Genomic DNA, 26890 nt, shown 5'->3' with positions numbered 1-26890 from the left:
CCTCTCTCGGTCGGGTCAGTCCCGACTCGCGCCCTTCGAGGCGCGCACGACGAAAATATCAGGCTGGCTGAAGGCGTGTTCGGCGAAGGCGCCATCGATCGCGACCTGCACGCGCGACACGGCTTCGCTCGGCACGAGGGCGATCGCCGCGCCGCCGAAACCGCCGCCCGTCATCCTCGCGCCGATGGCACCGTTCATCTGGGCCGTCTCGACCGCGAGGTCGAGTTCGGGCACCGAGATCTCGAAATCGTCGCGCATCGACTCGTGCGAGGCGTCGAGGAGCTCCCCGATCGCCCGCGGACCCTGCTCGCGGATGGTGCGCACGGTGTCGAGAACACGGCGGTTCTCGGTCACGACGTGGCGTACGCGACGGAAGGTCACGTCGTCGAGCACGGTGCGGGCTCGCTCGAGGTCGTCGACCGAGACATCCCGCAGCGAGTCGACGCCGAGCGTCTTCGCGCCGAGTTCGCACGAGGCCCGCCGATCGCCGTATCCGCCCGTCGCGTGGGAGTGGCTCACCTTGGTGTCGATGATGACGAGCTCGAGCCCTGCCGCGGCGAAACCGAGGTCGACGATCTCGGCGTCGAGGGTGCGGCAGTCGAGGAAGACGGCGGAGTCGACCTCACCGAGGAGCGACGCCGACTGGTCCATGATGCCCGTGGGGGCGCCGACCGCGACGTTCTCGGCGCGCTGGCCGACGCGCGCGAGGGTGCGGCGGTCGAGGCCGAGCTGCCAGACGTCGTTGAGCGCGAGGGCGACGGCGCTCTCGATCGCCGCCGACGACGAGAGTCCCGCCCCGACGGGAACGTCCGACTCGATGTAGATGTCGACGCCGGGGACGGCGGCGAGATCGGCGCCGTTCTCTCCGAGCGCCCACGCGACGCCGAGGGGGTAGGCCGACCAGTCCCGCAGGTTGTCGGTCGTGAGCTCTGCGAGGTCGATCTCCACCTGCTCGTCGGCGAAGTCGCTCGCGACGCGCACGATCCGGTCGTCACGCACGCCGAGAGCGAGGATGGTGCGTCGATCGATCGCGAACGGCAGCACGAAGCCGTCGTTGTAGTCGGTGTGCTCGCCGATGAGGTTCACACGGCCGGGCGCCGACCAGAGGCCGACGGGCTCGTAGCCGTAGATCTCGGTGAAGCCCGCGGTGACGTCGTCTCGGATGTCGCTCATACGCGCGCGATCCCTTCTTTGATGAATGCTGCTGCCTGTTCGGGGGCGACGTCGCCGATCCACGCGCCCATCGCCGCTTCCGACCCCGCGAGGAACTTGAGCTTGCTCTCGGCTCGGCGCGGAGACGTGACCTGGAGCATGAGGCGGATGTCGTCGCGACGCTCCACGACGGGAGCCTGGTGCCACGCGGCGATGTAGGGGGTCGGGGTGTCGTAGAGCGCGTCGAGACCCCGCAGCAGGCGCAAGTAGAGGGTTGCGAGCTCGTCGCGTTCGGCCTCGTTCGTCGCGGCGAAGTCCGGGATGTGGCGGTGCGGGAGCATGTGCACCTCGATGGGCCAGCGTGCGGCGAACGGCACGAACGCCGTCCAGTGTTCGCCGCTCAGCACGACCCGCTCCGAGGCTCGCTCCGTCTCGAGGATCCTCTCGAAGAGGTCGGGTCCGACGGCGTCGAGTGACTCGATCACGCGGCGCGTGCGCGGGGTGACGTAGGGGTAGGCGTAGATCTGGCCGTGCGGGTGGTGGAGGGTCACACCGATCGCTTCGCCGCGATTCTCGAACGGGAACACCTGCGCGACGCCGGGGAGCGCGGAGAGCGCTGCCGTGCGGTCGGCCCACGCCTCGATGACGGTGCGGGCGCGCGACTCACTCAGGCTCCCGAACGATCCCTCGTGCTCGGGGCTGAAGCACACGACCTCGCACCGCCCGATCGACGGATGCGTGCGCTCGAACCCGATCGACGTCGCGTCGAACGGCGCTCCGCCGTCGACATCCGTCTCGAGACCGGGCCCGAACGACGGTGACTTGTTCTCGAAGACCGCGACATCGTAGGTGTCGGGGATCTCCGAGGGGTTCGCGGGCGTCGACGGCGCGAGGGGGTCGAGGTGGGCCGGGGGGAGGAAAGCGCGGTTCTGGCGCGCGGCGGCGATGGAGATCCACTCGCCCGTGAGCACGTCTTGGCGCATGACGGCCGTGGCCGGTCGAGCGTCGAGCACGCGCTCATCGGGTTTGCGGTCCGGCGAGAGCGTCGTGTCGCTGTCGTCGAAGTAGATCAGCTCCCGTCCGTCCGCCAGCAGGTATTCGCGTTTCGTGATGGGAGGCATGACCTTTGTCCTCTGTCGCATGGCCGACCCCGTCGCGCTCTCTCGGGGCTCTCGAGCGCCGGACGGGCTACGGCTGCCGCTCTCGACTGAGCGGCAATCGGTGATCTCGCGCAAGCATATCGGAGCAGCCAGACGCACCGATGTCGCGCCGGGGCGGTCGCTCCCGATGTCGTGGCACCTCCCGGGACCGCCCGTCGCAGCCGCCGCGGTCTCGCCGCATTCGATATTCTGGACAGTCGTCCGCATCCGCGCCCGACCGAGTTCTCGCCGGAGGTTTCATGTCTGAACCGATCAGCAACGCCCCTCGCGCGAGCGAGGTCGGCGGGCAGTCGCCGCGAACCGACGTCAAGGCAGCGGATGTGAGGCGCTGGCGCAAATACCTCGCCGACGAGCGAGCGGAGGCCTCGGTCTATCGCGATCTCGCGAGTCGTCGCTCGGGCGAGGAACGCGCGATCCTGCTCGAGCTCGCCGAGGCGGAGGGGCGCCACGAGGCGCACTGGGTCGAACTCCTCGGCGACCGTCTCGGCAGGCCCCGCCGTGGTGATGTGCGCACGCGCGTTCTCGGGTTCTTCGCGAGGCGGTTCGGGTCGGTCTTCGTTCTCGCGCTCGCGCAGCGCGCGGAGGCGCGCTCGCCGTACGCCAACGACAGCGACGCGACGGCCGCCATGGTCGCCGACGAGCGCATCCACGAGGAGGTCGTCCGCGGGCTCGCGGCTCGTGGGCGGAGCCGCATCTCGGGAACCTTCCGTGCCGCAGTCTTCGGGGCGAACGACGGACTCGTCAGCAATCTCGCCCTCGTCGCGGGTGTCGCGGCGACGGGACTCCCCGCGGCGACCGTGCTGCTCACGGGCATCTCGGGGCTTCTCGCCGGTGCGCTCTCGATGGGGGCGGGGGAATACGTGTCGGTGCGATCGCAACGCGAGCTCCTCGAGGCGTCGGTGCCGAATCCCGGAGCCGGGTCGGCCGTGCGCGACCTCGACGTCGACGCGAACGAGCTGACCCTCGTCTACCGCGCGAGGGGGATGGATCCGGAGGCTGCCTCGGCGCGCGCCGCCGCGATGCTCGCCGACCACTCCCTCCGCGACGCCGACTCGGGCGATCAGGCGTACGAGGAGGTCGGCACGGGATTGTCCGCCGCGGCGTCGAGCTTCTGCTTCTTCGCGTCGGGTGCGATCATCCCCCTCATCCCCTTCTTCTTCGGAGTGGAGGGGATCGCGGCTCTGATCGTCGCCGCGGTGCTCGTCGGTGCCGCGCTCCTCCTCACGGGAGCCGTCGTCGGAGTGCTCTCGGGTGCCGCTCCGCTCCCGCGAGCTCTGCGTCAGCTCGCGATCGGCATCGGCGCGGCGGGAGCGACCTACGTTCTCGGCCTGCTCTTCGGCGCGACCGTTCTCTGATTCGCCGGAAGCGCCTTGGGGTGTTCTGCGAGATGCCCCGACTCTCCGGATGCTCCTCCAGAGTGCTGTGTGCATAATGGCGGATGATCGCGACCGAGCTTGCCAGGGCCCTGCGGGATTCGGGTCTGACGTGGCACCCCGAGCCGGGTGACGCGTTTCGCATCGACAGGCCCGAAGCCGACGGTGACGTCTTCGTGTTGAGCGAGATGACGGTCGAGGCCCACCACTATCCGACGGGAACGGTGCTGGGATTCAACGGCACGACCGAGTGGGCGCTCGATTCGATAGAGCTCGACGACACCCTGTGGCTTCCGCACGAGGGTCAGTTGCGGTTCCTGCTCGCTCGAACGTTCCGGTCGCTCGTCGCCGCGGCCGACGGCCGCTTCGAGGTCAACGTCGTCATCGATGATGAGGCGCTGACGTTCGTCGGGGTCGACGCGGCCGACGCCTACGGTCGAGCGCTGCTCGATCTGCTGGACCGGTCGCACGGCGGCACTGTCGAAGACGAACCCGACGGCGTACCGTGGTCGCCATGACACACCATGACGGAACCAACACAGACCACGACGGCGGCCTCGACGACGAGGCGGCTGATTTCGTGCATCCCGTGGACCACGGGAAGGGGGCAGATGAGACATCCGCCACCACCGAAGGTAAAGGCGACTACGTGAGCCCCGTCGACCACGGGGACGACGAGGCCGGCAGCTGACGAAACCGCCAGCCGACGCGACGCGGGTCGCGACGACGATGTCGCCTCCGCCTCGCTGAAACCGACGAAAGGCCCGGATCATCGCGAGATGGTCCGGGCCTTTCGTGATTCGACGTTTTACTTGAACGCGTCTTTCACGTTCTCGCCGGCGTTCTTGAGGTTCGCCCCGGTCTGATCGGCCTTGCCTTCGGCTTCGAGGGACTCGTTGCCGGTGACCTTTCCGAGAGCTTCCTTGCCTTTACCGGCAAGGTTCTGTCCATGGTTTTCTGCTTTGTCTTCAGTTGCCATTGCTACACCTCTTTCTTTCCGTCGGGTGATGTGATCACCGGGGGCGATCGTACCGAGAGGGTCTGAGGATTCCCCGATGCTCGATCGGCGGTCCTGCGGGCAGTCAGCGCCGCTTGGTCTCGCCGCGCTTCGCCATGTCGACGACGGCCCCGATGATCACACCGGTTCCGAGCCCCGCGATGATCCCGAGAGCCACGTCGTCGAGGATGAGCCCGACCGAAATGCCGAGGCCGACCCCGAAGAGGATGCCGAGGAGGAGTCCGCGGTATTTCGGGCGCGCGGCTTCTCGACTCATGCGGCGACCGTACCCGGCCACTCTGGAGGCGAGCCGAACGAAGCCTGGACATGGTGTCCGTCGGACAGCGGTGCGGTGGGCCCCGTCGGACTCGAACCGACGACCCGCGGATTAAAAGTCCGATGCTCTACCAACTGAGCTAGAGGCCCCCATGGGCGCTCGTGCGTCCATACGGACACAAATCTACAGGCAAAACGGAGGTACCTCCGCTCAGTGCCGGTGACATAGTGTGGCCCCGATGACTGACGAGTTCCACAAGCCCACACAGTTCTCGGGCTCGAAGTTCGAGAGCATGGTCGGAGGCGACGACCCCGCGACCGTGAGTCGCATCGCGCACGAGACCGCGGGAGCCCTGCTGTCGCGCGTGCGCGAAAGCCCCGACCCCGACATCCTCGATCGGGTCGTGACATTCGCCGACGAGAACGGCATCGACGCGATCGCGGAGCTGTGGTCGCACGCGAGCGCCCGCAGCCTGCCGGGAGCCCTGTGGAGGCTCTACCTCATGCGCACGCTCGTGAGGCAGAACCCGGAGTCGACGAGCCTGCTGTTCCAGCGAGGCTCGGAGATCTCGGTGACGATCGACCCCGTCGTCGCGGGAGCGACGAGTCCGACGGGCCCCGCCGAGATCATGACCCTCGCCGATGCGATTCTGCGGGGCGTCTTCGACGGCGACTTCGCGGTCGCACTCGAGCGCGCGGCGGCGTTCTGCCGCATCACGGCCGCGGGTGCGACATCCCACGCCGACGACGCCGACCTGAGCCAGCCCGACCACGCGAGCGACCTCACGCGCATGGCGCTGCGGCTCTCGCGCACGAGCGTCGAGCTCGCCGCGTGTGCTCGCTTGTGGCGCACAGGCTCGTTGGATTGACCCGGCGAGGAGCGCGTACACTGGATCTCGGCCTTCGGGCCACGGTCGGGCCGCAGTAACCCCGGGCTCCAATATTCGCCGCTCCGAGCGGCCTCACGCCGAGAGGCGTTCTGCGGTCCGGCCTCACCGACTCTCCGAAGATTCTCGATTCCGCGGGCTCCTCGCCGCGACTTCCGGTCAACCGGACCAAACCGTTCGGGCTGACGCTGCGAACTCTCAGTGTGACCATCCCCCGACGACACCCATCGCCCCGGCGACCGGGTGTCTCGACGTGGTGGTGCGCGAGTGTGTCGAATGTTTGACATGCTGGAGCGCGTGGTCAGTGCAAGTGAGTCGAGCGAGGGCGTCGAGCCTTCGCGTCCCGTGACGTCTCGCGAAGACCTCCTCGGCCGGGTGGCCGCCGGTGATCAGGCGGCCTTCGGCGAACTGTACGACGACATCGCACCGCGAGTGCTCGGGCTCATCCGCCGATTGCTCATCGATCACGCGCAGTCGGAAGAAGTAGCTCAAGAGGTCTTCCTGGAGATCTGGCAAACCGCATCGCGTTTCGACGCGTCGCGCGGGGGAGCGTCGACGTGGATTCTCACGATGGCGCACCGACGCGCGGTCGATCGAATCCGATCATCGCAGTCCGGACGCGACCGCGACACCAAGATCGGCATCCGCGACATCGCTCCGGAATACGACCACGTATCCGAAGCCGTCGAGATAACGATCGAGCACGAACGGGTCAAGAAGGCCATGACGCGATTGACCGAACTGCAGCGCCAGGCGGTGACCCTCGCCTACTACGGCGGCTACAGCCACAGTGAGGTCGCGTCGATGCTCAGCATTCCGATCGGCACGGTCAAGACCCGATTGCGTGACGGAATGATCAGACTGCGTGACGAATTGGGGGTGGCATCGTGACCGAACGCGATGACATGCACCTGCTTGCGGGTGCCTACGCCCTCGACGCTGTGACAGAAGAAGAGAAACAAGAATTCGAGGCGTATCTCGCCCGATCCGAAGAAGCACGAACGGAGGTGGCTGAATTGACCGACACCGCAGTGATGCTCGGCCTCGCGGCCGCCCCCGTCACACCTCCCGTCGACCTCAAGGCGCGGCTCATGGCGCAGCTCGGCTCCACCGCCCAGCTGCCGCCGCTCCCACAGGCTCCTACGGCGCCGACGAGCGACCTCGACGACACGGTGGCCCCGACCATCGCCCAGCAGCGCGGCATCGACTCCCTCGCTGCCGAGCGCTCCGGTTTGGAGCGCCCGGGTTCCGAGCGACGGCAGTCGCCCGCCGAGGCGAAAGCCGCGGCTCGCTGGTATCGCAAGCCCGCGACCCTGATGCTCTCGGCCGCCGCCGCGGTCGCCATCTTCGCGGGAGGAGCCCTCGCGGGGCCCCTCTTCGCCCCCGCCGACACCGAACTCGCTCAAGCGGAGCAGCTCGCTGAGCTCACGGGCGCCCCCGACCTCGAGCAGGCGGTCGCCGAGGTCGCCGGGGGTGGCGTCGCCAAAGTGTTGTCGTCCGATGACGCGCAGCTCTCGGCGGTGGTCATCGATTCTCTTCCCCAGCTCGACGCCCAACTCGTCTACCAGCTCTGGTACATCGACGCCGAAGGGACGGCGGCGCCCGCCGGCACGTTCACGGCGGTCGATGCGGGCCCGACCTGGCGCGTTCTCGATGGAACGAAGGCATCCACGGCGACGGTCGGCATCACGGTCGAGCCGCGGGGCGGATCCGAGTCCCCGACGACCGATCCGATCCTCGTCGTCGGAGACGTCTGAGCCGCGATCCGTTCTGACGGCGCGAGCTTGCTAGTCGGGAGAGTGCCGCAGTGAGATCGAACGAAGGGCCCCGGACGGATCGTCCGGGGCCCTTCGTCGTGCGCGACGCGCTGATCAGGTGATCAGGTGATCAACCGAACTTGCCTGAGACGTAGTCCTCGGTCGCCTGAACGCTCGGGTTCGAGAAGATCGTCGTGGTGTCGTCGTACTCGATGAGCTTGCCCGGCTTGCCGGTGCCCGCGATGTTGAAGAACGCGGTGCGGTCTGACACTCGGCTCGCCTGCTGCATGTTGTGAGTCACGATCACGATCGTGTACTCCTTCTTGAGCTCCTCGATGAGGTCCTCGATCGCGAGGGTCGAGATGGGGTCGAGGGCCGAGCACGGCTCGTCCATGAGGATGACCTCGGGGGAGACCGCGATCGCACGAGCGATACACAGTCGCTGCTGCTGTCCACCCGAGATGCCCGATCCCGGCAGGGCGAGGCGGTCCTTGACCTCGTTCCACAGGTTCGCTCCGCGAAGCGACTTCTCGACGAGGTCGTCGGCGTCGGACTTCGAGATGCGGCGGTTGTTGAGCTTGACGCCCGCGAGCACGTTGTCGCGGATCGACATCGTCGGGAACGGGTTCGGACGCTGGAAGACCATGCCGACCTGGCGGCGCACGAGCACGGGGTCCACGCCGGCGCCGTAGAGGTTGTTGCCGTCGATGAGCACTTCACCGTCGACGTAGGCCCCGGGGATGACCTCGTGCATGCGGTTGAGCGTGCGGATGAAGGTCGACTTGCCACACCCGCTCGGCCCGATGAAGGCCGTGACGGTGCGGGGTTCGATCGAGAGGCTCACACCTTCGACGGCCTTGAACTTGCTGTAGTAGACGTCGAGATTGTTGACTTCGATGCGTTTTGACATCTGTATCCTTACCGGCCCAGCTTGGGCGCGAAGATGCGGGCGATGATTCGGGCGAGAAGGTTGAGCAGCATGACGATGACGATGAGTGTCAGCGCTCCCGCCCAGGCACGGTCGAGGGCCGATTGGGCGTCGATGCCCTGGCTCACGTACGACGAGTAGACGAACACGGGGAGGCTCTGCATGCGGCCGTCGGTGAGGTCGTAGTTCATGTTGTTGGTGAAGCCCGCGGCGACGAGCAGCGGGGCGGTCTCACCGATCACTCGCGCGATGGCGAGCATGACACCCGTCGTGATTCCCGCGATGGATGTCGGCAGGACGACCTTGAGAATGGTCAGCCACCTCGGCACCCCGAGAGCGAACGCGGCCTCGCGCAGCTCGTTGGGAACGAGCCGCAGCATCTCCTCCGACGAGCGCACGACGACCGGGATCATGAGCACGGAGAGCGCAACGGCTCCCGCGATGCCGAGCTTGATGCCGGGCCCGAAGATGATCGCGAACACCGCGTAGGCGAAGAGCCCCGCGACGATCGAGGGGATGCCGGTCATGACGTCGACGAAGAAGGTGATCGCGCGAGCGAGGTGTCCGCGGCCGTACTCGACGAGGTAGATGGCCGCGAGCAGACCGATCGGCACGGAGATGAGGGTCGCCGCTCCGGTCATGAGGAGGGTTCCGACGATCGCGTGCAGTCCTCCGCCGCCCTCGCCGACGACGTTGCGCATCGACTCGCTGAAGAACTGGACGTCGAACCGTGCCGACCCTCTCGTCAGCACGGTGAACATGACCGAGATGAGCGGCAGGAGGGCGATGATGAATGCCGTCGCGACGAGCGTCGTCACGAGCCGGTCGACGGCGCGGCGAGCACCCTCGATGAGCCTCGAGGCGACGTAGACGGCGATGGCGTAGACCACGAGGGTCAGGAGCACGGCTCCCGAGATGTTGAACTCCTCGGTCGTGCCCGCGACCTGCATGAGCGAGAACACGCCGATCGACACGGCCGCAGCGCCCCCGAGCAGGAAGAGCGGGGTCCAGCGCCCGAGGCGTCCCGAGGCGTAGGTGTTGGTGATGGGCTTGTCTGCGGAGTCGGGCCGGATCATCGTCGGCATCTGGGTCATTAGTTTGCTCCTGAGAAAGCGCTACGACGGCTGACGATGTATCGAGCGAGCGAGTTGACGATGAGGGTGATCGCGAAGAGCACGAGACCGGTCGCGATGAGCACGTTGACGTTGACCCCGTAGGCCTCGGCGAAGCTCAGGGCGATGTTGGCGGCGATCGTTCCGGGGTTCTGCGAGGTCAGCAGGGCGAAGGTCACCGTGCCGGCCGCGGAGAGCACGACGGCGACGGCGATCGTCTCTCCGAGGGCGCGACCGAGGCCGAGCATGGCGGCCGAGATGACGCCGGGGCGGCCGAACGGGAGCACCGTCATCCGGATCATCTCCCAGCGGGTGGCGCCGAGAGCGAGAGCCGCCTCTTCGTGGAGGACCGGTGTCTGCAGGAACACTTCGCGCGAGAGGGCCGTGATGATCGGAAGGATCATGACCGCGAGAACGACGCCCGCGGTGAGGATGGTGCGGCCGGTGCCCGAGACGGGCCCGGTGAAGAGCGGGAACCACCCGAAGTTCTCGACGAGCCACGAGTAGAAGGGCTGCACCGCGGGGGCGAGCACGGTCGCGCCCCAGAGGCCGAAGACGATCGACGGCACGGCGGCGAGCAGGTCGATGATGTAGCCGAGGCCCTGGGCGAGGCGCCGCGGAGCGTAGTGCGAGATGAAGAGCGCGATGCCGATGGCGATGGGGACAGCCATGAGGAGCGCGAGGGCCGAGGCCCAGAGGGTTCCGAAGACGAGGGGGCCGACGTAGGACCAGAACGATTGCCCGCCGAGGATCTGGATGTCCTCGTTGGGGGTCGTGAAGACCTCGGTGCTCTGCAGCAGGAGGAACGCGGCAACGGCGGCGAGGATCGCGAGGATGAGCGAGCCGGCGGTGAGGGCGCTTCCAGCGAATACCCGGTCGCCCGGTCGCTGCTTGGGCTTCACTCGCGCCGGAGCTGTCGCGCTGGCTGGAGAACTCATGTCGTCTGTGTCCCTCGTGTCGGGGTCTCGGAGGAGGACTGGGGGGTTGCCCCGCACGGGGCTGGGCCCGCTCGGCGGAGGCGGATGGTCATCCGCGCTCTGCCGAGCGGACCCGGGGTGGTGCGTGTTACTGGATGTTGTCTACTGCGGTGGTGGCGAGCTCGAAGAGGTTCTCCGAGATCGGTGCGATACCGGCGGCATCCGCTCCGACCTGCTGGCCCTCGTCGCTGATGATGTAGCTGAGGTACGCCTGAACGAGCTCAGCGGCTTCGGCATCTTCGTACTCGTTGCACGCGATGAGGTAGCTGATGAGAACGATCGGGTAGACGCCCGCCTCGGTCGACTCGCGGTCGAGCTCGATGGCGAGGTCGCCGTCCTCGCGACCCTCGACGAACGGCGAGGCGTCGACGATGGCGGCAGCGGCCTCGGCGGAGTACTCGACGAACTCGTCGCCCACCTGCACGGCGACGGTTCCGAGGTCGCCGGCCTGAGAGGCGTCGGCGTAACCGATGGTTCCGGTTCCGTTCGTCACGGTGTCGACGACACCCGAGGTCTGGTTGGCGGCTTCGCCACCGTAGGGCCAGTCACCGCTGACCTCGGCGTCCCACACGTCGGGTGCGGTCGCGCTGAGGTACTCGGCGAAGTTCTCGGTGGTTCCCGACTCGTCCGCGCGGTGCACCGCGGTGATGGCGGTGTCGGGAAGGTCGACGCCCTCGTTCAGCTCGGCGATGGCCGGGTCGTTCCAGGTCGTGATCTCGTCGGTGAAGATCCCCGCGATGGTCGCGGAGTCCATGTTGAGGGTCTCGATGCCGTCGAGGTTGAAGATGACGGCGATCGGCGAGATGTAGGCGGGGATCTCGATGATTCCCGTTCCGGGGACGCACGAACCGAACTCGTCGGCTTCGAGGGCCTCGTCGTCGAACGCGGCGTCGGAGCCCGCGAACGAGCTTCCGCCGGCGATGAACGTGTCGCGGCCTGCGCCCGAACCCGAGGGGTCGTACTCGACGGTCACGTCGCTGTTGGCTTCCTGGAAGCCGGCGGTCCAGGCCTGCTGTGCGGCCTGCTGCGATGATGCGCCGGCGCCGACGAGCGTGCCGGTGAGGCTGGATTCGCTGCCCGAGTCGGAGTCGGTCGTGCCGCCCTCGTTCGCAGCGCAAGAGGAGAGGAGAATCGCGCCCGCGGCGGCGATGACGGCCGCGCGGCCAAGACGATTGAACTTCACAGTGTTCCCTTCGGGGGTGATTGCTGGGTGCGGGCCGGTGCTGACCCGAGATCCGACGGTAGTCACCCCGCGTGTCCAGGCTCGTCCGCTTCGGTGAACGGACGGTGAACAGACGTCGAATGGTCGACGATCCTCCGGGGGTCTCCGCGCGCTCAGAGCGCGGGTGAGTATGTCTCGACCGACACGATCGAGTGCGGCTGCGACGTCGACACGTGCACGACGGCGACGTCGCCCGTGTCGAGCATGGAGGCGTGACGGAGAGCGCGACGTCCGATCGCGCCTGTCGCGGCGCCCACCCGGTCGAGGATGTCCGGCAGAACCGGCCCGTGGCTGCACAGGACGGCCGACACGGCGCGTGCGAGCCTCTTGTCGATGACGCGCTCGACGTTCGCGTCGCCATCCTCGTGGGCGTCTTGGCTGATGGCCGCGGTCGCTTTGACCTCGAGCCCCGTGAGGGTCGAGACGGGCTCGATCGTCGCGAGGCAGCGCGCCGCCGTGCTGCTCACGAGTTTGCGGGGCCCGAAGCTCGCGACCGCTCTCGCGATGCTCGCGGCCTGGTCGTGGCCGAGCGGTTCGAGCGGGCGGGAGGCGTCGGGGCCTCGCCAGGTGCTCGCGGGCACGGCTTTGCCGTGGCGGAGCGCCATGATCGCGAAGGTGCGGGCGGTGTTGCGCTCGATGCGTGCGGCGAGCTCGTCGAGCACGCCGCGATCGTGGTCGTAGGTGAGGGTGCTCCGTGCGGCGGCGAGGGGGAGCCACTCGATCGAGGCGACCTCGGTGTTCGGAGTGAAGTCCGAGGCTTTGCGCGCCGCATCCGTCACCTCGGCCGCCCAGAAGTGAACGACTTTTCCCCGCCCGCCGGGGAGGGGGTACTCGATCGACCCGAGCGAGGCACCGAGGGTCACCGCGAGCCCGGTCTCTTCGCGCGTCTCGCGCACGGCGGTCTCGGGCAGAGTCTCGCGCGCTTCAACCTTGCCTTTCGGAAAGGAGACATCCTCGTGCTCGTCGCGTCGGATCACGAGAACGAGCACGGTGCCGTTGCGCTCGCGCCAGCACACCGTTCCGGCGGCGACGACCGTCGACATCGTCGGCGGCATTACCGCAGAACCCCGCCGCGTTTGCGCTGAGCGATGCGTCTCATCATGACGTTCTGCATGTCACGGAGGGGCTTGTCGTCGGGGCCGGCGGTGTGCGGCGTCCAGGTTCCGTCACCCGAGAGCGTCCAGCACGCGGTGTCGGGGGCGGTGGCGAGCTCGAAGAGGTTGTGGATCTGCCTGATGTGCTCGCTGCTCGTGAGCCTCACGAGAGCCTCGATGCGGCGGTCCAGGTTGCGGTGCATCATGTCGGCGCTGCCGATGTAGACCTGGGGGTCGTCATTGTTGACGAACGAGAAGACGCGCGAGTGCTCGAGGTAGCGACCGAGCACCGAGCGCACGGTGATGTTCTCGCTCAACCCCTCGACGCCAGGGCGCAGCACACAGATGCCGCGCACGACGAGCTCGACGGGAACCCCCGCGGCGCTCGCGCGGTAGAGGGCGTCGATGATCGCCTCGTCGACGATCGAGTTGAGTTTGATCCGGATACCCGACGGAAGACCGCGCTTGGCGTTGGCGGTCTCGGTGTTGATGTGCTTGATGAGCCCCTTGCGCAAGTGGAGGGGGGCGACGAGGAGTCTCTTGAATTTGCGCTCGATGGCGTAACCCGAGAGCTCGTTGAAGAGCCGCGTGAGGTCTTTGCCGACAGTGTCGTCGGCGGTCAGGAGACCGAGGTCCTCATAGATGCGCGACGTCTTGGGGTTGTAGTTTCCCGTGCCGATGTGGCTGTAGTGCCGCAGTCGACCGTCGGCTTCCTGTCGCACGACGAGCGCGAGCTTGCAGTGCGTCTTGAGCCCGACGAGGCCGTAGACCACGTGCACGCCGGCCTTCTCGAGCTTGCGCGCCCACGTGATGTTCGCTTGCTCGTCGAAGCGCGCCTTGATCTCCACGAGCGCGAGCACTTGCTTGCCCGATTCGGCCGCGTCGATGAGCGCCTCGACGATGGGGGAGTCACCGCTCGTGCGGTAGAGGGTCTGCTTGATCGCGAGCACGTTGGGGTCGGCCGCGGCTTGCTCGAGGAAGGCCTGCACACTCGTGGCGAACGACTCGTACGGGTGGTGCAGGAGCACGTCTTGCCGGGCGATCGACCCGAAGATGTCGGGTTTCGCGTTGGGCTCGGTGGGCATGAGCTGCGCCGCGGTCGTGGGCACGTGCTTGCGGTACTTGAGGTGCGGGCGGTCGATCTTGGTGATGTCGAACAGACCGCCGAGGTCGAGGGGAGCGGGGAGGCGGTATACCTCCTGCTCGGTGATGCCGAGCTCGCGCACGAGGAGGTCGAGGGTCACGGGATCCATGTCGTCGGTGATCTCGAGGCGGATGGGCGGACCGAACCGTCGACGCAGCAGTTCGCGCTCGAGAGTCTGGATGAGGTTCTCGGACTCGTCTTCTTCGAGCACGACGTCTTCGTTGCGCGTGACCCGGAACTCGTGGTGGTCGAGCACCTCCATGCCGGGGAAGAGGTGACCGAGGTGGTTCGAGATGAGGTCTTCGAGCGGGATGAACCGCATCGATCCCGATCCGTCGTCGGGGAGGGGCACGAATCGGGGGAGCATCGACGGAACCTTGAGTCTGGCGAACTCGGTGTTGCCGCTCTTGGGGTGACGGATGCGCACGGCGAGGTTGAGTGAGAGACCCGAGATGTAGGGGAACGGGTGCGCGGGGTCGACCGCGAGAGGCATGAGCACGGGGAAGATCTGAGTCGAGAAGATCTCTTCGAGTCGCACCCGGTCAGCCGCGTCGAGGTCGTTCCACGACTCGATGTGGATGTCTGCCTCGGAGAGCGCCGGCTTCACGAGGTCGGTGAAGGCGGCCGCGTGACGCGACTGCAGGTCGTGCGCCGTGCGCGCGATGTGCGCGAGCACGTCGCTCGGTGCGCGGCCCACGTTCGTCGGCACCGCGAGGCCCGTGACGATGCGGCGCTTGAGTCCGGCGACGCGCACCATGAAGAACTCGTCGAGGTTGCTCGCGAAGATCGCGAGGAAGTTCGCGCGCTCGAGCAGCGGGAGCGCGGGGTCTTCGGCGAGCTCGAGCACGCGCGTGTTGAACGCGAGCCAGCTGAGCTCGCGGTCGAGGTAGCGATCGGCTGGGAGGCTGCCGTCATCCGACCACGTCGACTCGTCGTCGTAATCGTCGTCGATCAGGTCGGCTCCGACGGCATCGCCGACATAGGTCTCGCTATCCATGACCCCATGATGCCACCAGGGGTCGGTGCGCATCGTCGCGATCGGTGAACGGAGCCTTAACCCGCGGCGTGGAGCGGGGGCGTCGGGGTCGGCGCGTACTGCACGTCGATCGTGTGATCGACGAAACCGACCGAGCGGTAGAGCGAGACGGCGGCGACGTTGTCTCCGTCGACGTAGAGGCTCGAGGTGCGGATGCCGCGGGCGACGAGTCTCGCGAGCCCGCTCTCGACGAGTCGGCGACCGAGTCCGCTGCCCTGGGCCTCGGGAGCGACGCCGACGGCGTAGAACTCGCCGATCCCGTCGACGGTCTTGAGCCAGCAGAAGCCGATCATCGCGCCGCCGTCGTCGCGCGCCACGAGGAAGTCGTCGGCATCGAACCACGGCTCGGCGATCCTCGCGTCGAGGTCGGCTTGCGTGAGCTTGCCTTGCTCGGGGTGCGACGCGAAGGCGGCGGCGTTGACGGCGAGCCACTCGGAGTCGTCGACGCCGACCCGGAAGGGGCGCACGTCTGCGGCCGTGCCGTTCTGCTCGACGGGGTCGAGTCTCAGCTGGAGGAGCTCACGAGTCACAGCGAGTCCGCGCGACCGGGCGAGGGCGCGGGCCCCGGGGTGATCGCCGTGGGCCCAGAGGAGCGCGTCGTGATCGGTGACTCGCAGAACCTCGTCGAGGAGCCTCGCGCCGTGCCCCCGGCGCCGCTCGTCGGGGTCGACGACGGCCTCCGCTTCGGCGGGTGCGGCGTCGCCGGGCGAAGAAGCGGGCGAGGCCGCGGCGATCGAGACCGCCGCGACCGAGGCGATCTCCCCCGTCTCGACCGACCTCTCCGCGACGAGGGTGCGCGCGCCCGAGCGCGCATCGATGAGGGTCTGGTCGGAGAACGGCGGTTGGCCGTCGACATCCGCCGCCCGCGCCGCGAGGGCGAGAACCGACCGCACGTCGTCGGCATCCCGAGGATCGAGGATCTCGAAGGGGCTCCGGACGTCGAGCGACTCAGCGGGTGGATTGGCCACGGAGCTCCGAGTCGTCTTCGTGCAGGTTGAAGCGGTAACCGACGTTGCGCACGGTTCCGATGAGCGACTCGAGGTCGCCGAGCTTCGCCCGGAGCCGACGCACGTGCACGTCGACCGTGCGCGTGCCGCCGAAGTAGTCGTAGCCCCACACCTCGCTCAAGAGCTGTTCGCGCGTGAACACGCGAGAGGGGTGCGTCGCGAGAAACCGCAGGAGCTCGAACTCTTTGAACGTGAGGTCGAGCGGGCGACCGTGCACCTTGGCCGAGTAGCTCGCCTCGTCGATGACGACACCCGAGGCCTGGATCTTTCCCGAGTTGGGGTCGTTCGTCTGACGAGCGACGACGAGCCGGATGCGCGCATCCACTTCGGCGGGCCCCGCGGTCTCGAGGATGACGTCGTCGATCCCCCATTCGGCGTTGACCGCCGTGAGCCCGCCCTCGGTGAGGATGAGCATGAGAGGCACGTTGATGCCCGTCGTCTTGAGGATCTTGCACAGCGACTTGGCGCTCGCGAGGTCGTATCGCGCGTCGACGAGCAAGAGGTCGCAGCTCGGCGCGTTGATGAGTTGAGCGGGCTCGGCGGGGATCTGCCGAGTCTTGTGACTGAGCAGGCTGAGTGCCGGAAGCACCTCGCTGTTGACCGCGGGGGTCAGAATCAGCAGCTGAGCCACGCGTCCTCCTGATGAGCCAGGACTGAAGTCTATAAGGAGCGTCGCCGCCGTCCGCGCCGTGCGGCACGACGCGCTCAGCGAGGTGAGGCAGAATCGGATCATGTCTCTGCTCGTGAAGTCCGCCCTCCCGGTGTGGACCGTCGTCGTCGTGGGGGCGGTGCTCATCGGCGTTCTCGTCGAGCCGGCGGCGCAGATCGACTTCGTGACGATCCTCCTCGCGGCCGCGATCATCCTGACTTTCTGCCTGCAGATCGCCCTCGTGCAGAAGGAGGGCCTCGTCACCCGCATCATGGCGACCGTGGGCGGCTCGATCGTTCTGCTCGCCATCGCGACCGTCGTCTTGACGCTCATCTGAAGAGGGGGAGGATAGGATTATGGACATGCTGCTCGCGATCGAACTCTTCTTCGTCGGCCTTCTCGTGCTGGCGACTCTCGCGATCGGTTACATCTCCGTTCTCGTGGTCTACAACCTCTACAAGGGCCAGAGCTGACCCGGTGACATCACCGTTCGGAACGCACTCATGATCGAGCTCGACTCCGGGCTCCCCTCGGAGCTCGTGCCTCTCTCCTGGCTCATCGGAGTGTGGGAAGGAACGGGCGTCGTCGGCTACGACGTCGGCGACGACGAGACGCGCAACTACGAGTTCGGCCACCGCGTGAGCTTCAGCCACGACGGGCTGCCCCACCTCAACTACACCTCGTACACGTGGCTCATCGACCCTGCCGCGGGCAGTGATTCGGCTACCGAGTCGATGCCCCTCGCGACGGAGACCGGATACTGGCGGCTGAGCCGCCCCGCGACCGACGGCGACCCCGGTCCCGGCCTCCTTCCGGGTGTCGGGGCGCGGCCGTTCGCGACGACCGACTCCGTCGAAACCCTGCGCAACGCCGCGGGAGGTTTCGACATCGAGGTCTCCCTCGTGCACCCGGGCGGGGTGAGCGAGCTCTACGTCGGCCAGGTCAAGGGAGCGCGGATCGACCTGTCGACCGACGCCGTGTTGCGGTCGGCGAACTCCAAGAACCACGCGGCATCCACGCGGCTCTACGGTCTCGTCGAGAACCACCTGCTCTGGGCGTGGGACATCGCCGCCCTCGGCCTCGAGTTGCGCACGCACGCGTCGGGGAGGCTCGCTCGTGTCGAGTGAGTTCCTCGCGCGGCCGGGAGCGGTCGAAGCGGGCGACCTCGGGGTCGCCGCGCACTACGGCGACCCGTTCCGCGAGCAGCGCGCGCTCGCCGCGGGCGACGCGATCGTCGACCTCTCCCACCGCGCGATCGTGACCGTGTCGGGGCCCGACCGACTCACGTGGATCGACTCGATCACGAGCCAGTCCGTCGCGCGGCTCGCCCCCGGGGAATCGAGCGAAACCCTCGTGCTCGACCAGAACGGTCGCCTCGAATACGCGGCCGGTCTCATCGACGACGGTGACACGCTGTGGATGCTCGTCGACGCGGCGTCGGCCCCCGGTCTCGTCGCCTGGCTCGACCGGATGAGGTTCATGCTCCGGGTCGAGGTCGCCGATCGCTCGGCCGACTTCGCCGCGATCGGCTCGCGTGCGGGGATCGCGACGGCCGCGACGCCGCACGGCGTGCCACTCGACTGGCGTGACCCGTGGTCTGCCGTGTCGCCCGGCGGCTACCAGTACGCCGCGGAAGCCGAGCATCCGGCCCTCGACTGGCAGTGGACGGAGCAGATCGTCGAGCGTGAACGGCTCGCCGAGATCGCCGCGGGGTATCCCCTCGCGGGCCTCCTCGCCTACGAGGCGCTGCGCATCGCCGCGTGGCGGCCCGCGCGCGACACCGAGGTCGACGAGAAGTCGATCCCGCACGAACTCGATTGGCTGCGCACGGCCGTGCACCTCAACAAGGGTTGCTACCGGGGGCAGGAGACGGTGGCCAAAGTCCACAACCTCGGTCACCCCCCGCGCCGACTCGTCATGCTGCACCTCGACGGGTCCGACGACGTGCTCCCGATCGCGGGCGACGACGTTCTCCTCGGCGACGTCGTGGTCGGTCACGTGACCGCGGCGGCACAGCACTTCGAACTCGGGCCGATCGGGCTCGCCGTCATCAAGCGCACGACCGACGCCTCGGCGGCGCTCCGGGTGCTCTCGAAGGGAACCGAGGTCGCCGCGGCTCAGGAGACCATCGTGCCGACCGATGCCGGCGCTGTCGCCGACGTGGCGCGCTTGCCCCGCCTGGGTGCCGTGCGGCGCTGACCGTGTCGACACCCGCACCCGACCCGTCGGCGATGCGCCGGTTCGAAAGGTCGATCCGCCGTCGGATCGAACTGACCCAGAGGGCCCGCAGGCTCACGGCGTCGATCCCCGCCGTGCTCCAGATCACGGTCGCGGCCACCGCGGCGTATGCCGTCGCGCGGTTCCTGCTCGGCCACGAGCTGCCGATCGTCGCGGTGACCGTCACGATCACCGCCCTCGGGTTCACGCGAGACGCTCGGCCCCGGCGCGTGCTCGAGACGATCGTGGGCATCCTCGTGGGCATCACCCTGAGCGAGGCGATCGTCGTGCTCACCGGCTCGGGAATCTGGCAGCTCGCCCTCGTCTTGGCCACGACTCTGCTCGTCGCCCGCTTCTTCTCGCCGAGCGCCTCGTTCGCGATCGCCGCCGCGGTGCAGTCGATGCTCGTCGTCGTGCTCCCCGCTCCCGACGGCGGGGTCTTCGTCCGCAGCGTCGACGGCCTCGTCGGGGGAGTGCTCGCCCTACTCGTGACGGCGCTCATCCCGCGCGACCCCCGGCGCGCGGCCCAGCGCGACAGCCGGCGCTTGTTCGCGACGATCGACGAGTCGCTGCAGACGGTCGTGACGGCGCTCGAGCGCGGCGACGAGCCTGCGGCAGACCTCGCCCTCACACGGTTGCGCCGCACGCAGGAACTCGTCGACGCCTGGTCGGAGTCGCTCGAGTCGGCGATCGGCATCGCCACGATCTCGCCGTTCCTGCGGCGCCACCTCCCCGAACTCTCGCGGCACTCCCGCCAGCTCGCCGGTCTCGACCTCGCGACGCGTCACTTGCGGATCATCACTCGCCGCGTCGACTTTCTCGTGCGCGACGGGGCGCCCCGGCCGCAACTGGCCGAGCTCATGAACGAGGTTCGCGAGGGCATCCGTTTGCTCGAGTCCGACCCCGAGGCGTCTCGCGTCGTGCTCACGGCCGTGGGCGAGCGGTTGTCTCCCGGAAGCGAGCTCCCCGATTCGGAGATGACCGAGGCGGTCATCGTCTTGCTCTTGCGCCCCCTCGTCGTCGATGTGCTCGTCGCGAGCGGCCTCAGTTCGGCCGAAGCGCGGGAGTGTCTCCCCGACGTCTGACGATCGGGCGCGAGACTCGGCAGCCCGACGAGTCGGCAGCGTCCACCACGTCGCGCGGTCAGGGTGCCCAGCGGAATCCCGCCGGGGCGACCGCGTGCCAATCGACGGTCACTTCGCCGAGGCGCGAGCGCGACCGGGCGTCGCGCACGGGCCATCCCGCCGACTCGAGGGCATCCACGGTCGCGATCCAACGCTGGGTGGGACCCCACGGCGAGAGGTTCGCTGCGACCGACCACGCGCGGTCGAGATCCTCGAGGAGGGCGTGGATGCGTTCGCCCGCGACGTTGCGGTGGATGAGGGCTTTCGGCAGTCGTTCCGCCACGATCGAGGGCGTCTCGAGTCCGCTCACGCGCAGACTCACCGTGAGGGTGCGCGGGCCCTCCGCGCCGATCGCGACCCAGCTCGAGACGCGGCCGATCTCGTCGCACGTGCCCTCGACGACGATGCCGGCGGGGGCGAGCCTCGCCGACATCCGCCGCCACTGGGGGAGCACGTCGGCTTCGTCGTACTGCCTCAAGACATTGAACGCGCGGATCACGTCGGGTCTCTCGCCTCCCGGCAGCGCGACCTCGAAACCTCCGACCCTGAAGGTGACCCCGGGGCGCTCCGACCGCTTCGCGACCTCGACGCGCGCCGGATCGATCTCGACTCCGACGACCCTCACGAGCGGATGCGAGCGGGCGAGCCGTCGATGCAGTTCGAGTGTCGTCGTAGCCGACGCGCCGAAACCGAGGTCGACCACGAGGGGCCTCTCGATCGCCCGCACGACGGCGCTCGCTTCGATCCAGCGGTCGACGCGCCTGAGCCTGTTGGTCCCCGTCGTGCCGCGTGTAACGGAACCGATAGGCATAGTCGATTCTCTCGTGACTCAGCGCTGCCCGCGGCGCTCGCGGCGGGCTTGCCGGGCTCGTCGGCCTCGACGGGCGAGGCATCCGATTCCTGCGGGCGCGACGCCTCTCGATAGGCTGGGAGCATGACCCATACCCTCATTCTCTTGCGTCACGGCAACTCCCTGTGGAACCAGAAGAACCTCTTCACGGGGTGGGTGGATGTGCCCCTCACCGACCAGGGGCGAGCAGAAGGCAAGCGCGCGGGCGAGCTCCTGCTCTCGTCGGGAATCCTCCCCGACGTGCAGCACACCTCGCGTCTCAAGCGGGCCATCCAGACCGCCAACATCGCGCTCGAGGTCGCCGACCGTGACTGGATCGACGTGCGGCGTTCGTGGCGCCTCAACGAGCGTCACTACGGTGCCCTGCAGGGCAAAGACAAGGCGCAGACGCTCGCCGAATACGGAGCCGAGCAGTTCCAGACCTGGCGCCGGTCGTTCGACGTGCCGCCGCCCGAGCTCGACGCCGACGACGAGTACTCGCAAGTGCACGACCCGCGATACGCCGACCTCGGTGACGGTGTTCCGCGCACCGAGTCTCTCGCCCTCGTGATCGAGCGCATGCTGCCGTATTGGGAGTCCGACATCATCCCCGACCTCGCCGACGACAAGACCGTTCTCGTGACGGCGCACGGCAACTCGCTGCGCGCGCTCGTCAAGCATCTCGACGGCATCTCCGACGGCGACATCGCCGAGCTCAACATCCCGACCGGCATCCCGCTCGTCTACGAGCTCGACGACTCGTTCGCGCCGACGAGGCCCGCGCGCTACCTCGACCCCGAAGCCGCCGCGGCGGGTGCGGCGGCCGTCGCGGCCCAGGGCAAGAAGTAGGGCTGCGCCCCGGACGTATCCGGGGCAGGCAACACGAAAGCGCTGCGGGCCTGAGCTCGCAGCGCTTTCGTGTGTTCGTGGGTGGTGCTACGCGGTCGCGCTGAATTCACCGGTCGCGAGGTACTGGATGTTCTTCGCGATGGTCACGGCGTGATCCGCGAAACGCTCGTGGTAGCGGCTCGCGAGGGTCGAATCGACGGTGTCGACGGCGGCACCCTTCCAGGTCTCGCCGAGCACGGCGTCGAAGACGCCGACGTGCAGCTCGTCGATGCGGTCGTCGTCGTTGCGGATCTCTTCGGCGAGCTTGAGGTCTTCGGTGCGGAGGAGCTGGGTGAGCTTCTTGGCGATGGCGACGTCGAGAACGCCGAGCTCGTGGAACGTCTCGCGCAGGCTCGACGGAACGACCTTCTCGGGAAAGCGGTAGCGGGCGAGCTGGGCGATGTGCTCCGACAGGTCGCCCATGCGCTCGAGCGAGGCGCTGATGCGCAGGGCGCTCACGACGATGCGCAGGTCGCGCGCGACCGGCTGCTGGCGGGCGAGGATGTTGATCGCGAGCTCGTCGAGCGCGAGAGCGGCGCTGTCGATCTTACGGTCGTCGGCGATGACGAGCTCGGCGAGCGAGACATCCGACTCGTTGAACGCCCGCGTGGCGTTCTCGATGGCATTCTCGACGAATTCGGCCATCTCGACGAGACGGTCCTGAACCTCTCGCAATTCCTGCTGGAAGACTTCGCGCATGGTCGTGACATCCCTTTCACTGCAGCGTGGATGTTCCCACACAGGTCCATTCAGCTTCGTCGCACCAGGTTAACAACCGGTGGTGGATGGCTGAACAGATTCCAAAGTACCCGGGTGCGAGGGTCCCCCGCTGACGGCGAGCCGTCGGCGAGTAACTAATCTGGATGCATGGACCCCGTTTGGTTGGTGCCTGCGTCGCTGATCTTCGGGTTGGTCGTCGGGGCGGGCATCGTGACCCTGCTGCACTTCGCGGCCCTCCGAGGCGAACGCGCGCACCGGGTCATCAACTCGGCGGTGCCCGACGGGGTGGATGCCGTCATCGACACTCTCGAGTCGGCCGCGGTCGTCATCGACCCGTCGAACATCGTCGTCAAGGCGTCGACGGGGGCACTGACCTACGGGCTCGTGTGGAACCAGTCGATCGTGCACCCCGAGCTGCTCGACATCGTCGATCGCGTGCGTCGCTCGGGCGAGTCGATCAGCGACGAGATCGAGCTGTCGCGCGGTCCGTCGGGAGAGACGACGATCGTGCTCTCGGTGCGCGTGGCGCGACTCGGCGCCCGCCACGTCATCCTCCTCGCCGAAGACCGCACGGAGTCGCACAGGCTCGACGCCGTGCGTCGCGACTTCATCGCGAACATCAGCCACGAACTCAAGACCCCGATCGGCGCCGTCGGACTTCTCGCCGAGGCCCTCCAGGCTGCGGCGAAAGAGCCAGACCAGGTCAAGAGGTTCGCCAAGCGCCTCACGAAAGAGGCCAACAGGCTCGCGCGCATCACGCAGGAGATCATCGAGCTCTCGAGGCTGCAGTCCGCCGATCCGCTCACGGCGCCCGAGGTCGTGTCGATCGACTCGGTCGTCGCCCACGCGGTCGACCAGTCGCGGGTCGCGGCCGACGACGCCAAGATCACGGTGCGCACAGGAACACCGACGGGAGCGGAAGTCTACGGAGACGAGACCCTCCTCGTGACCGCGCTGCACAATCTCATCGTCAACGCCGTGCAGTACTCCCCGAAGAATTCCCGCATCGGCGTGGGGGTGCGCACGGTCGACGGCCTCGTCGAGATCGCCGTGACCGACCAGGGCGTCGGCATCCCCGAAGACGAACTCGACCGCGTCTTCGAGCGCTTCTTCCGCACGGATCCCGCTCGCTCCCGCCGAACCGGGGGCACCGGGCTCGGCTTGAGTATCGTCAAGCACGTCGCGCAGAATCACGGTGGCGACGTGCGGGTGTGGTCTCAGGTCGGTCGCGGCTCGACCTTCACGATCCGACTCCCCGAAGCAGCGCGGCCCGCTGCGACAGCATCAGGAGAAACGCTATGACCCGCATCCTCATCGTCGAAGACGAATCCTCGCTCAGCGAGCCCCTCGCTTTCCTTCTCGAGCGCGAGGGCTACGAGACGACGATCGCGAAAGACGGTCGCAAGGCGCTCGACGAGTTCGAGCGCAACGGGGCCGACCTCGTGCTCCTCGACCTCATGCTGCCCGGTGTCTCGGGCACCGAGGTGTGCCGCGAGATCCGCACGCGCTCGACGGTGCCGATCATCATGCTCACGGCGAAAGACAGCGAGGTCGACATCGTCGTGGGGCTCGAACTCGGAGCCGACGATTACGTCACGAAGCCGTACTCGACGCGAGAGCTGCTCGCGCGCATCCGCGCGGTGCTGCGTCGCCGCACCGATCTCGACGACGAGCCCGACGGCACACTCGAGGCCGGCGACGTGCGCATGGACCTCGAGCGCCACACCGTCGCGGTCGACGGCAAAGAGATCGCGATGCCGCTCAAGGAGTTCGAGCTCCTCGAGCTTCTGCTGCGCAACGCCGGTCGGGTGCTTACGCGCGGCCAGCTCATCGACCGGGTGTGGGGGGCCGACTACTTCGGTGACACCAAGACGCTCGACGTGCACATCAAGCGCATCCGCTCGAAGATCGAGAAGGTGCCGAGCGAACCCGTCATGCTCGTGACGGTGCGAGGGCTCGGATACCGCTTCGAGGCGTAGCCCGCACGCGCGCCGCCCGGACTACGGGCGGCCGGTCACTCGGACTCGGTGGTCTCCGCGGTCTCCGTGTCGTCGTCGGCGGTGTCGTCGTCCGTCGTCGGCACGAGGTCGGCGTATTCCGGGCGGTCGCCGTCGAGCACGGGAACCCGCAGTTCTTCGGCACTGTCGTCGTACTGGAAGTAGACCGGGAAGAGCCCGCCGAGTTCGGCGTCGATGCCGCGGAGGAGAAACTGGTTGCCCCCGGTTCCGAGGTCGCGGACCGTGCCGGCGGGGATGTAGACGTTGCGGTCGACGCGGCCGTTCGGACCCTCCCACGACACGGACATCGCGACGTTCTGCTGGCCCGTGTTGACGAAGCTCGTGACGAGGTTGCCGGTCTCACCGTCGTCCGTGAGGAGCATCGTATTGAGCACCCGCACCGAGCCGACGGTCGCGCCCACGCCGTCGCTCGGGTCGTAGACCTTCTGGGTCGCCTGCACGGCGGTGAAGGTGCAGCCGCTCAGGGCCAGGGCGGCGGTAGCGGCCAGGACGATGGATGTCGCGCGTCTTCTCACGAGTCCACCTTACTTTGCGCGATGGGCGACGACTGAGTAAGGCCACCCTTACTGAGAAAACGCTGTGGTAAACTGAGCGCCGCAGAATGGAGTTCCATCAATGCTTTTTGAGGTCGGCGAAACCGTCGTATATCCCCACCACGGTGCCGCAACTATCACCGAAGTCAAAATCCGCACCATCAAGGGCGAAGAGAAGATGTATCTCAAGCTCAACGTGACTCAGGGTGACCTGACGATCGAGGTGCCAGCCGACAACGTCGATCTGGTCGGCGTGCGCGATGTCATCGGGCGCGAGGGCCTCGACAAGGTCTTCGAGGTCTTGCGGGCACCGTTCACCGAGGAGCCGACCAACTGGTCGCGCCGCTACAAGGCGAACCTCGAGAAGCTCGCGTCGGGCGATGTCATCAAGGTCTCGGAGGTCGTTCGCGACCTGTGGCGCCGCGATCAGGACCGCGGCCTCTCGGCCGGAGAGAAGCGGATGCTCGCGAAGGCGCGGCAGATCCTCATCTCCGAGCTCGCGCTCGCCGAGAAGACCGACGAAGAGAAGGCCTCGACGGTCCTCGACGAGGTGCTGGCGTCCTAGCGGAGCCAGCTCCCGATCGGCTCGTGTGGCCGTGATCGGCGCACAATCGTGATCGGTGTCATCGTCGTGGCCGCGGGCAGCGGGACTCGCTTGGGCGAGGGTCGCCCCAAGGCTCTCGTCGACCTCGCGGGCCGCAGCATCCTCGCGCGCTCGCTCGACGCCGTCTTCGCGCTCACGCAGCCGGTGCGTGTCGTCGTCGTCGCTCCACCGACGCACCTCGACGAGACCAGATTGGCGTGCGCGGAGGCCGCGGGCGCCGCGCACGGGCACCTCAGCGTCGTGGTCGGCGGGGCCTCTCGTCAGACGTCGGTGCTCGCGGGGCTCGGCGCGTTGCCCGATGACGTCGATATCGTGCTCGTGCACGATTGCGCTCGAGCGTTCACCCCGACGGCGCAGTTCGAGGCCGTCGCGGCGGCGGTGCGCCATACGGGAGGCGGAGTCATCCCCGCGCTCCCGGTGACCGACACCATCAAGCGCACCGATTCGACCGGCGCCGTCATCGAGACACCGGATCGCGCCTCCCTCGTCGCGGTGCAGACACCTCAGGGATTTCCCCGCGACGCTCTCGCCAAGGCCTATGCGAGCGCGACCGTCGAGCACACCGACGACGCGTCGCTCTTCGCGGCGGCGGGAGGCCGGGTCACGACGGTCGCGGGCGACGCCCTCGCCTTCAAGATCACGACGCCGTGGGACCTCGGGCGCGCCCAGCAACTTGCTCGCGACGCGGGACCGCAGCGCGCGCCATCCGTCGTCACCGGCATCGGCATCGACGTGCACGCCTACGACGACGAGAGCCCGCTGTGGCTCGGCGGACTGTTCTGGCCCGGTGAGCGGGGGCTCGCGGGGCACAGCGACGGCGACGCCGTGAGCCACGCGGTGTGCGACGCGCTCCTCTCCGCGGCCGGCCTCGGCGATATCGGCGGGCGGTTCGGCACGTCCGACGCGCGATTCTCGGGGGCGCACGGCGACGTCTTCCTCCGCGAGACCGTGCGGCTCGTGACCGACGCGGGCTTCACGATCGCGAACGTCGCCGTGCAGGTCGTGGCCCGGGCCCCGAAGCTCGCGCCGCGCCGCGACGAGATGCAGACACTGCTCTCCGCACTCGTGGGAGCACCCGTGAGCGTCTCCGCCACCACGACCGACGGCCTCGGGTTCACCGGTCGCGCCGAGGGCGTCGCCGCCGTCGCGACGGTGCTGCTCGAACGCAGTCGTTAAGCTTGCTCCC

General features: G+C 68.0%; 30 protein-coding genes and 1 tRNA gene. 15 read left to right on the top strand and 16 right to left on the bottom strand.

Annotated elements, in window-relative coordinates; translation table 11 throughout:
- Positions 1-15: 15 nt before the first annotated feature.
- Positions 16-1173, bottom strand: a complete 1158-nt coding sequence (gene galK, locus ACLHG5_RS12590; RefSeq protein ID WP_411317399.1) for a galactokinase — start codon at positions 1171-1173, stop codon at positions 16-18.
- On the bottom strand, positions 1170-2273 hold the full coding sequence (gene galT, locus ACLHG5_RS12585) for a galactose-1-phosphate uridylyltransferase (RefSeq protein WP_411319044.1): 1104 nt from the start codon (positions 2271-2273) through the stop codon (positions 1170-1172). The genes galK and galT overlap by 4 nt, the downstream gene beginning before the upstream one ends.
- A gap of 278 nt (positions 2274-2551) precedes the next feature.
- On the opposite strand from galT, the gene ACLHG5_RS12580 reads away from it, so the two are divergent.
- The 3 genes from ACLHG5_RS12580 (at position 2552) to ACLHG5_RS12570 (ending at position 4376) form a co-directional block, all read left to right on the top strand.
- Positions 2552-3667, top strand: coding sequence for a VIT1/CCC1 transporter family protein (locus ACLHG5_RS12580; RefSeq protein ID WP_411319043.1), 1116 nt, complete (start codon positions 2552-2554; stop codon positions 3665-3667).
- A gap of 83 nt (positions 3668-3750) precedes the next feature.
- Positions 3751-4203 (top strand): pilus assembly protein CpaE, encoded by a 453-nt coding sequence (locus ACLHG5_RS12575; protein WP_411319042.1) that lies wholly within the window; start codon positions 3751-3753, stop codon positions 4201-4203.
- Positions 4200-4376: a hypothetical protein gene (locus ACLHG5_RS12570; RefSeq protein WP_411317403.1), complete on the top strand. Its 177-nt coding sequence runs from the start codon at positions 4200-4202 to the stop codon at positions 4374-4376. Before ACLHG5_RS12575 ends, ACLHG5_RS12570 begins: the two co-directional genes overlap by 4 nt.
- 117 nt (positions 4377-4493) lie before the next feature.
- On the opposite strand, the gene ACLHG5_RS12565 is transcribed toward ACLHG5_RS12570, so the two are convergent.
- The 3 genes from ACLHG5_RS12565 to ACLHG5_RS12555 all read right to left on the bottom strand — a co-directional run bounded on the left by ACLHG5_RS12565 (position 4494) and on the right by ACLHG5_RS12555 (position 5108).
- A complete protein-coding gene (locus tag ACLHG5_RS12565) occupies positions 4494-4664 on the bottom strand; it encodes a CsbD family protein (protein WP_411317404.1) in 171 nt (56 codons plus the stop codon).
- A 103-nt stretch (positions 4665-4767) separates the two neighbouring features.
- Positions 4768-4959: a hypothetical protein gene (locus ACLHG5_RS12560; RefSeq protein WP_411319041.1), complete on the bottom strand. Its 192-nt coding sequence runs from the start codon at positions 4957-4959 to the stop codon at positions 4768-4770.
- 76 nt (positions 4960-5035) lie between these two features.
- Positions 5036-5108, bottom strand: a tRNA-Lys gene (locus ACLHG5_RS12555).
- Between the two features lie 89 nt (positions 5109-5197).
- On the opposite strand from ACLHG5_RS12555, the gene ACLHG5_RS12550 reads away from it, so the two are divergent.
- From ACLHG5_RS12550 to ACLHG5_RS12540, 3 genes are all read left to right on the top strand, one after another.
- Positions 5198-5827 carry a DNA-directed RNA polymerase subunit beta gene (locus ACLHG5_RS12550; protein ID WP_411317406.1) on the top strand — a complete coding sequence of 210 codons (630 nt, stop codon included), beginning with the start codon at positions 5198-5200 and terminating at the stop codon, positions 5825-5827.
- A gap of 303 nt (positions 5828-6130) precedes the next feature.
- Entirely contained in the window at positions 6131-6736 is a 606-nt protein-coding gene (locus ACLHG5_RS12545) for a sigma-70 family RNA polymerase sigma factor (protein WP_411319093.1), read from the top strand.
- A complete protein-coding gene (locus ACLHG5_RS12540; RefSeq protein WP_411319040.1) occupies positions 6733-7602 on the top strand; it encodes an anti-sigma factor domain-containing protein in 870 nt (289 codons plus the stop codon). Before ACLHG5_RS12545 ends, ACLHG5_RS12540 begins: the two co-directional genes overlap by 4 nt.
- Positions 7603-7732: 130 nt before the next feature.
- On the opposite strand, the gene pstB is transcribed toward ACLHG5_RS12540, so the two are convergent.
- The 8 genes from pstB to ACLHG5_RS12500 form a co-directional block, all read right to left on the bottom strand.
- The gene (gene pstB, locus ACLHG5_RS12535) at positions 7733-8512 is read right to left on the bottom strand and encodes a phosphate ABC transporter ATP-binding protein PstB (RefSeq protein WP_411317408.1); all 780 of its coding nucleotides are present in this window, start codon (positions 8510-8512) and stop codon (positions 7733-7735) included.
- Positions 8513-8520: 8 nt separating this feature from the next.
- Complete coding sequence (pstA, locus tag ACLHG5_RS12530; protein WP_411317487.1) at positions 8521-9615, bottom strand: phosphate ABC transporter permease PstA; 1095 nt, start codon at positions 9613-9615, stop codon at positions 8521-8523.
- 8 nt (positions 9616-9623) lie between these two features.
- A complete protein-coding gene (pstC, locus tag ACLHG5_RS12525; protein ID WP_411317409.1) occupies positions 9624-10580 on the bottom strand; it encodes a phosphate ABC transporter permease subunit PstC in 957 nt (318 codons plus the stop codon).
- 127 nt (positions 10581-10707) lie between these two features.
- On the bottom strand, positions 10708-11802 hold the full coding sequence (locus tag ACLHG5_RS12520; RefSeq protein ID WP_411317410.1) for a phosphate ABC transporter substrate-binding protein PstS: 1095 nt from the start codon (positions 11800-11802) through the stop codon (positions 10708-10710).
- 152 nt (positions 11803-11954) lie between these two features.
- Positions 11955-12896, bottom strand: a complete 942-nt coding sequence (locus ACLHG5_RS12515; RefSeq protein ID WP_411319039.1) for an NUDIX hydrolase — start codon at positions 12894-12896, stop codon at positions 11955-11957.
- Positions 12896-15076, bottom strand: coding sequence for an RNA degradosome polyphosphate kinase (locus ACLHG5_RS12510; RefSeq protein WP_411317412.1), 2181 nt, complete (start codon positions 15074-15076; stop codon positions 12896-12898). Before ACLHG5_RS12510 ends, ACLHG5_RS12515 begins: the two co-directional genes overlap by 1 nt.
- A 56-nt stretch (positions 15077-15132) precedes the next feature.
- Positions 15133-16083, bottom strand: coding sequence for a mycothiol synthase (mshD, locus tag ACLHG5_RS12505; RefSeq protein ID WP_411319038.1), 951 nt, complete (start codon positions 16081-16083; stop codon positions 15133-15135).
- Positions 16064-16753 carry a DNA-binding response regulator gene (locus ACLHG5_RS12500; protein ID WP_411317414.1) on the bottom strand — a complete coding sequence of 230 codons (690 nt, stop codon included), beginning with the start codon at positions 16751-16753 and terminating at the stop codon, positions 16064-16066. Before ACLHG5_RS12500 ends, mshD begins: the two co-directional genes overlap by 20 nt.
- A 100-nt stretch (positions 16754-16853) precedes the next feature.
- Here ACLHG5_RS12500 and ACLHG5_RS12495 point away from each other — a divergent pair, with 100 nt between their 5' ends.
- From ACLHG5_RS12495 to ACLHG5_RS12480, 4 genes are all read left to right on the top strand, one after another.
- Positions 16854-17108 (top strand): hypothetical protein, encoded by a 255-nt coding sequence (locus tag ACLHG5_RS12495; protein WP_411317415.1) that lies wholly within the window; start codon positions 16854-16856, stop codon positions 17106-17108.
- Positions 17109-17274: 166 nt separating this feature from the next.
- The gene (locus ACLHG5_RS12490) at positions 17275-17898 is read left to right on the top strand and encodes an FABP family protein (protein ID WP_411319037.1); all 624 of its coding nucleotides are present in this window, start codon (positions 17275-17277) and stop codon (positions 17896-17898) included.
- Positions 17888-18970 (top strand): YgfZ/GcvT domain-containing protein, encoded by a 1083-nt coding sequence (locus tag ACLHG5_RS12485; protein ID WP_411319036.1) that lies wholly within the window; start codon positions 17888-17890, stop codon positions 18968-18970. Before ACLHG5_RS12490 ends, ACLHG5_RS12485 begins: the two co-directional genes overlap by 11 nt.
- A 2-nt stretch (positions 18971-18972) precedes the next feature.
- Positions 18973-20073 (top strand): FUSC family protein, encoded by a 1101-nt coding sequence (locus ACLHG5_RS12480; RefSeq protein ID WP_411317418.1) that lies wholly within the window; start codon positions 18973-18975, stop codon positions 20071-20073.
- Between the two features lie 58 nt (positions 20074-20131).
- On the opposite strand, the gene ACLHG5_RS12475 is transcribed toward ACLHG5_RS12480, so the two are convergent.
- Complete coding sequence (locus ACLHG5_RS12475; protein WP_411317419.1) at positions 20132-20923, bottom strand: class I SAM-dependent methyltransferase; 792 nt, start codon at positions 20921-20923, stop codon at positions 20132-20134.
- 123 nt (positions 20924-21046) lie between these two features.
- Here ACLHG5_RS12475 and ACLHG5_RS12470 point away from each other — a divergent pair, with 123 nt between their 5' ends.
- Complete coding sequence (locus ACLHG5_RS12470; protein WP_411317420.1) at positions 21047-21790, top strand: phosphoglyceromutase; 744 nt, start codon at positions 21047-21049, stop codon at positions 21788-21790.
- A gap of 87 nt (positions 21791-21877) precedes the next feature.
- Here ACLHG5_RS12470 and phoU read toward each other — a convergent pair whose 3' ends face one another.
- Entirely contained in the window at positions 21878-22528 is a 651-nt protein-coding gene (gene phoU, locus ACLHG5_RS12465) for a phosphate signaling complex protein PhoU (RefSeq protein WP_411319035.1), read from the bottom strand.
- A gap of 168 nt (positions 22529-22696) precedes the next feature.
- Between phoU and ACLHG5_RS12460 the strand changes: the two genes are divergently transcribed.
- Both ACLHG5_RS12460 and ACLHG5_RS12455 read left to right on the top strand, forming a co-directional pair.
- Positions 22697-23851 carry a sensor histidine kinase gene (locus ACLHG5_RS12460; RefSeq protein WP_411317422.1) on the top strand — a complete coding sequence of 385 codons (1155 nt, stop codon included), beginning with the start codon at positions 22697-22699 and terminating at the stop codon, positions 23849-23851.
- Positions 23848-24528, top strand: a complete 681-nt coding sequence (locus tag ACLHG5_RS12455; RefSeq protein WP_411317423.1) for a response regulator — start codon at positions 23848-23850, stop codon at positions 24526-24528. Before ACLHG5_RS12460 ends, ACLHG5_RS12455 begins: the two co-directional genes overlap by 4 nt.
- 35 nt (positions 24529-24563) lie before the next feature.
- On the opposite strand, the gene ACLHG5_RS12450 is transcribed toward ACLHG5_RS12455, so the two are convergent.
- Complete coding sequence (locus ACLHG5_RS12450) at positions 24564-25082, bottom strand: hypothetical protein (RefSeq protein WP_411319034.1); 519 nt, start codon at positions 25080-25082, stop codon at positions 24564-24566.
- Positions 25083-25182: 100 nt separating this feature from the next.
- On the opposite strand from ACLHG5_RS12450, the gene ACLHG5_RS12445 reads away from it, so the two are divergent.
- Together ACLHG5_RS12445 and ispD are read left to right on the top strand one after the other, a co-directional pair.
- Positions 25183-25665 (top strand): CarD family transcriptional regulator, encoded by a 483-nt coding sequence (locus ACLHG5_RS12445; protein ID WP_411317425.1) that lies wholly within the window; start codon positions 25183-25185, stop codon positions 25663-25665.
- 48 nt (positions 25666-25713) lie between these two features.
- Positions 25714-26880: a 2-C-methyl-D-erythritol 4-phosphate cytidylyltransferase gene (ispD, locus tag ACLHG5_RS12440; RefSeq protein ID WP_411319033.1), complete on the top strand. Its 1167-nt coding sequence runs from the start codon at positions 25714-25716 to the stop codon at positions 26878-26880.
- Positions 26881-26890: the final 10 nt, after the last annotated feature.

The organism is Marisediminicola sp. LYQ85, assembly GCF_046600695.1.
In the GTDB taxonomy this organism is placed as follows: domain Bacteria; phylum Actinomycetota; class Actinomycetes; order Actinomycetales; family Microbacteriaceae; genus Marisediminicola.
The sequence above is the reverse complement of the archived record's forward strand: the minus strand, read 5'-3'. Positions and strand labels throughout refer to the sequence as shown.

Coding starts and splice junctions, on each gene's coding strand:
- ACLHG5_RS12560 (WP_411319041.1), bottom strand. CDS start 4,959: ATGAGTCGAGAAGCCGCGCGCCCGAAATACCGCGGACTCCTCCTCGGC.
- phoU (WP_411319035.1), bottom strand. CDS start 22,528: ATGCGCGAAGTCTTCCAGCAGGAATTGCGAGAGGTTCAGGACCGTCTC.
- ACLHG5_RS12575 (WP_411319042.1), top strand. CDS start 3,751: ATGATCGCGACCGAGCTTGCCAGGGCCCTGCGGGATTCGGGTCTGACG.
- ACLHG5_RS12515 (WP_411319039.1), bottom strand. CDS start 12,896: ATGCCGCCGACGATGTCGACGGTCGTCGCCGCCGGAACGGTGTGCTGG.
- galT (WP_411319044.1), bottom strand. CDS start 2,273: ATGCCTCCCATCACGAAACGCGAATACCTGCTGGCGGACGGACGGGAG.
- pstA (WP_411317487.1), bottom strand. CDS start 9,615: ATGCCGACGATGATCCGGCCCGACTCCGCAGACAAGCCCATCACCAAC.
- ACLHG5_RS12490 (WP_411319037.1), top strand. CDS start 17,275: ATGATCGAGCTCGACTCCGGGCTCCCCTCGGAGCTCGTGCCTCTCTCC.
- pstB (WP_411317408.1), bottom strand. CDS start 8,512: ATGTCAAAACGCATCGAAGTCAACAATCTCGACGTCTACTACAGCAAG.
- ACLHG5_RS12460 (WP_411317422.1), top strand. CDS start 22,697: ATGGACCCCGTTTGGTTGGTGCCTGCGTCGCTGATCTTCGGGTTGGTC.
- ACLHG5_RS12510 (WP_411317412.1), bottom strand. CDS start 15,076: ATGGATAGCGAGACCTATGTCGGCGATGCCGTCGGAGCCGACCTGATC.
- ACLHG5_RS12565 (WP_411317404.1), bottom strand. CDS start 4,664: ATGGCAACTGAAGACAAAGCAGAAAACCATGGACAGAACCTTGCCGGT.
- ACLHG5_RS12545 (WP_411319093.1), top strand. CDS start 6,131: ATGCTGGAGCGCGTGGTCAGTGCAAGTGAGTCGAGCGAGGGCGTCGAG.
- galK (WP_411317399.1), bottom strand. CDS start 1,173: ATGAGCGACATCCGAGACGACGTCACCGCGGGCTTCACCGAGATCTAC.
- ACLHG5_RS12495 (WP_411317415.1), top strand. CDS start 16,854: ATGTCTCTGCTCGTGAAGTCCGCCCTCCCGGTGTGGACCGTCGTCGTC.
- ACLHG5_RS12550 (WP_411317406.1), top strand. CDS start 5,198: ATGACTGACGAGTTCCACAAGCCCACACAGTTCTCGGGCTCGAAGTTC.
- ACLHG5_RS12470 (WP_411317420.1), top strand. CDS start 21,047: ATGACCCATACCCTCATTCTCTTGCGTCACGGCAACTCCCTGTGGAAC.
- ACLHG5_RS12445 (WP_411317425.1), top strand. CDS start 25,183: ATGCTTTTTGAGGTCGGCGAAACCGTCGTATATCCCCACCACGGTGCC.
- ACLHG5_RS12455 (WP_411317423.1), top strand. CDS start 23,848: ATGACCCGCATCCTCATCGTCGAAGACGAATCCTCGCTCAGCGAGCCC.
- pstC (WP_411317409.1), bottom strand. CDS start 10,580: ATGAGTTCTCCAGCCAGCGCGACAGCTCCGGCGCGAGTGAAGCCCAAG.
- ACLHG5_RS12570 (WP_411317403.1), top strand. CDS start 4,200: ATGACACACCATGACGGAACCAACACAGACCACGACGGCGGCCTCGAC.
- ACLHG5_RS12580 (WP_411319043.1), top strand. CDS start 2,552: ATGTCTGAACCGATCAGCAACGCCCCTCGCGCGAGCGAGGTCGGCGGG.
- ACLHG5_RS12475 (WP_411317419.1), bottom strand. CDS start 20,923: ATGCCTATCGGTTCCGTTACACGCGGCACGACGGGGACCAACAGGCTC.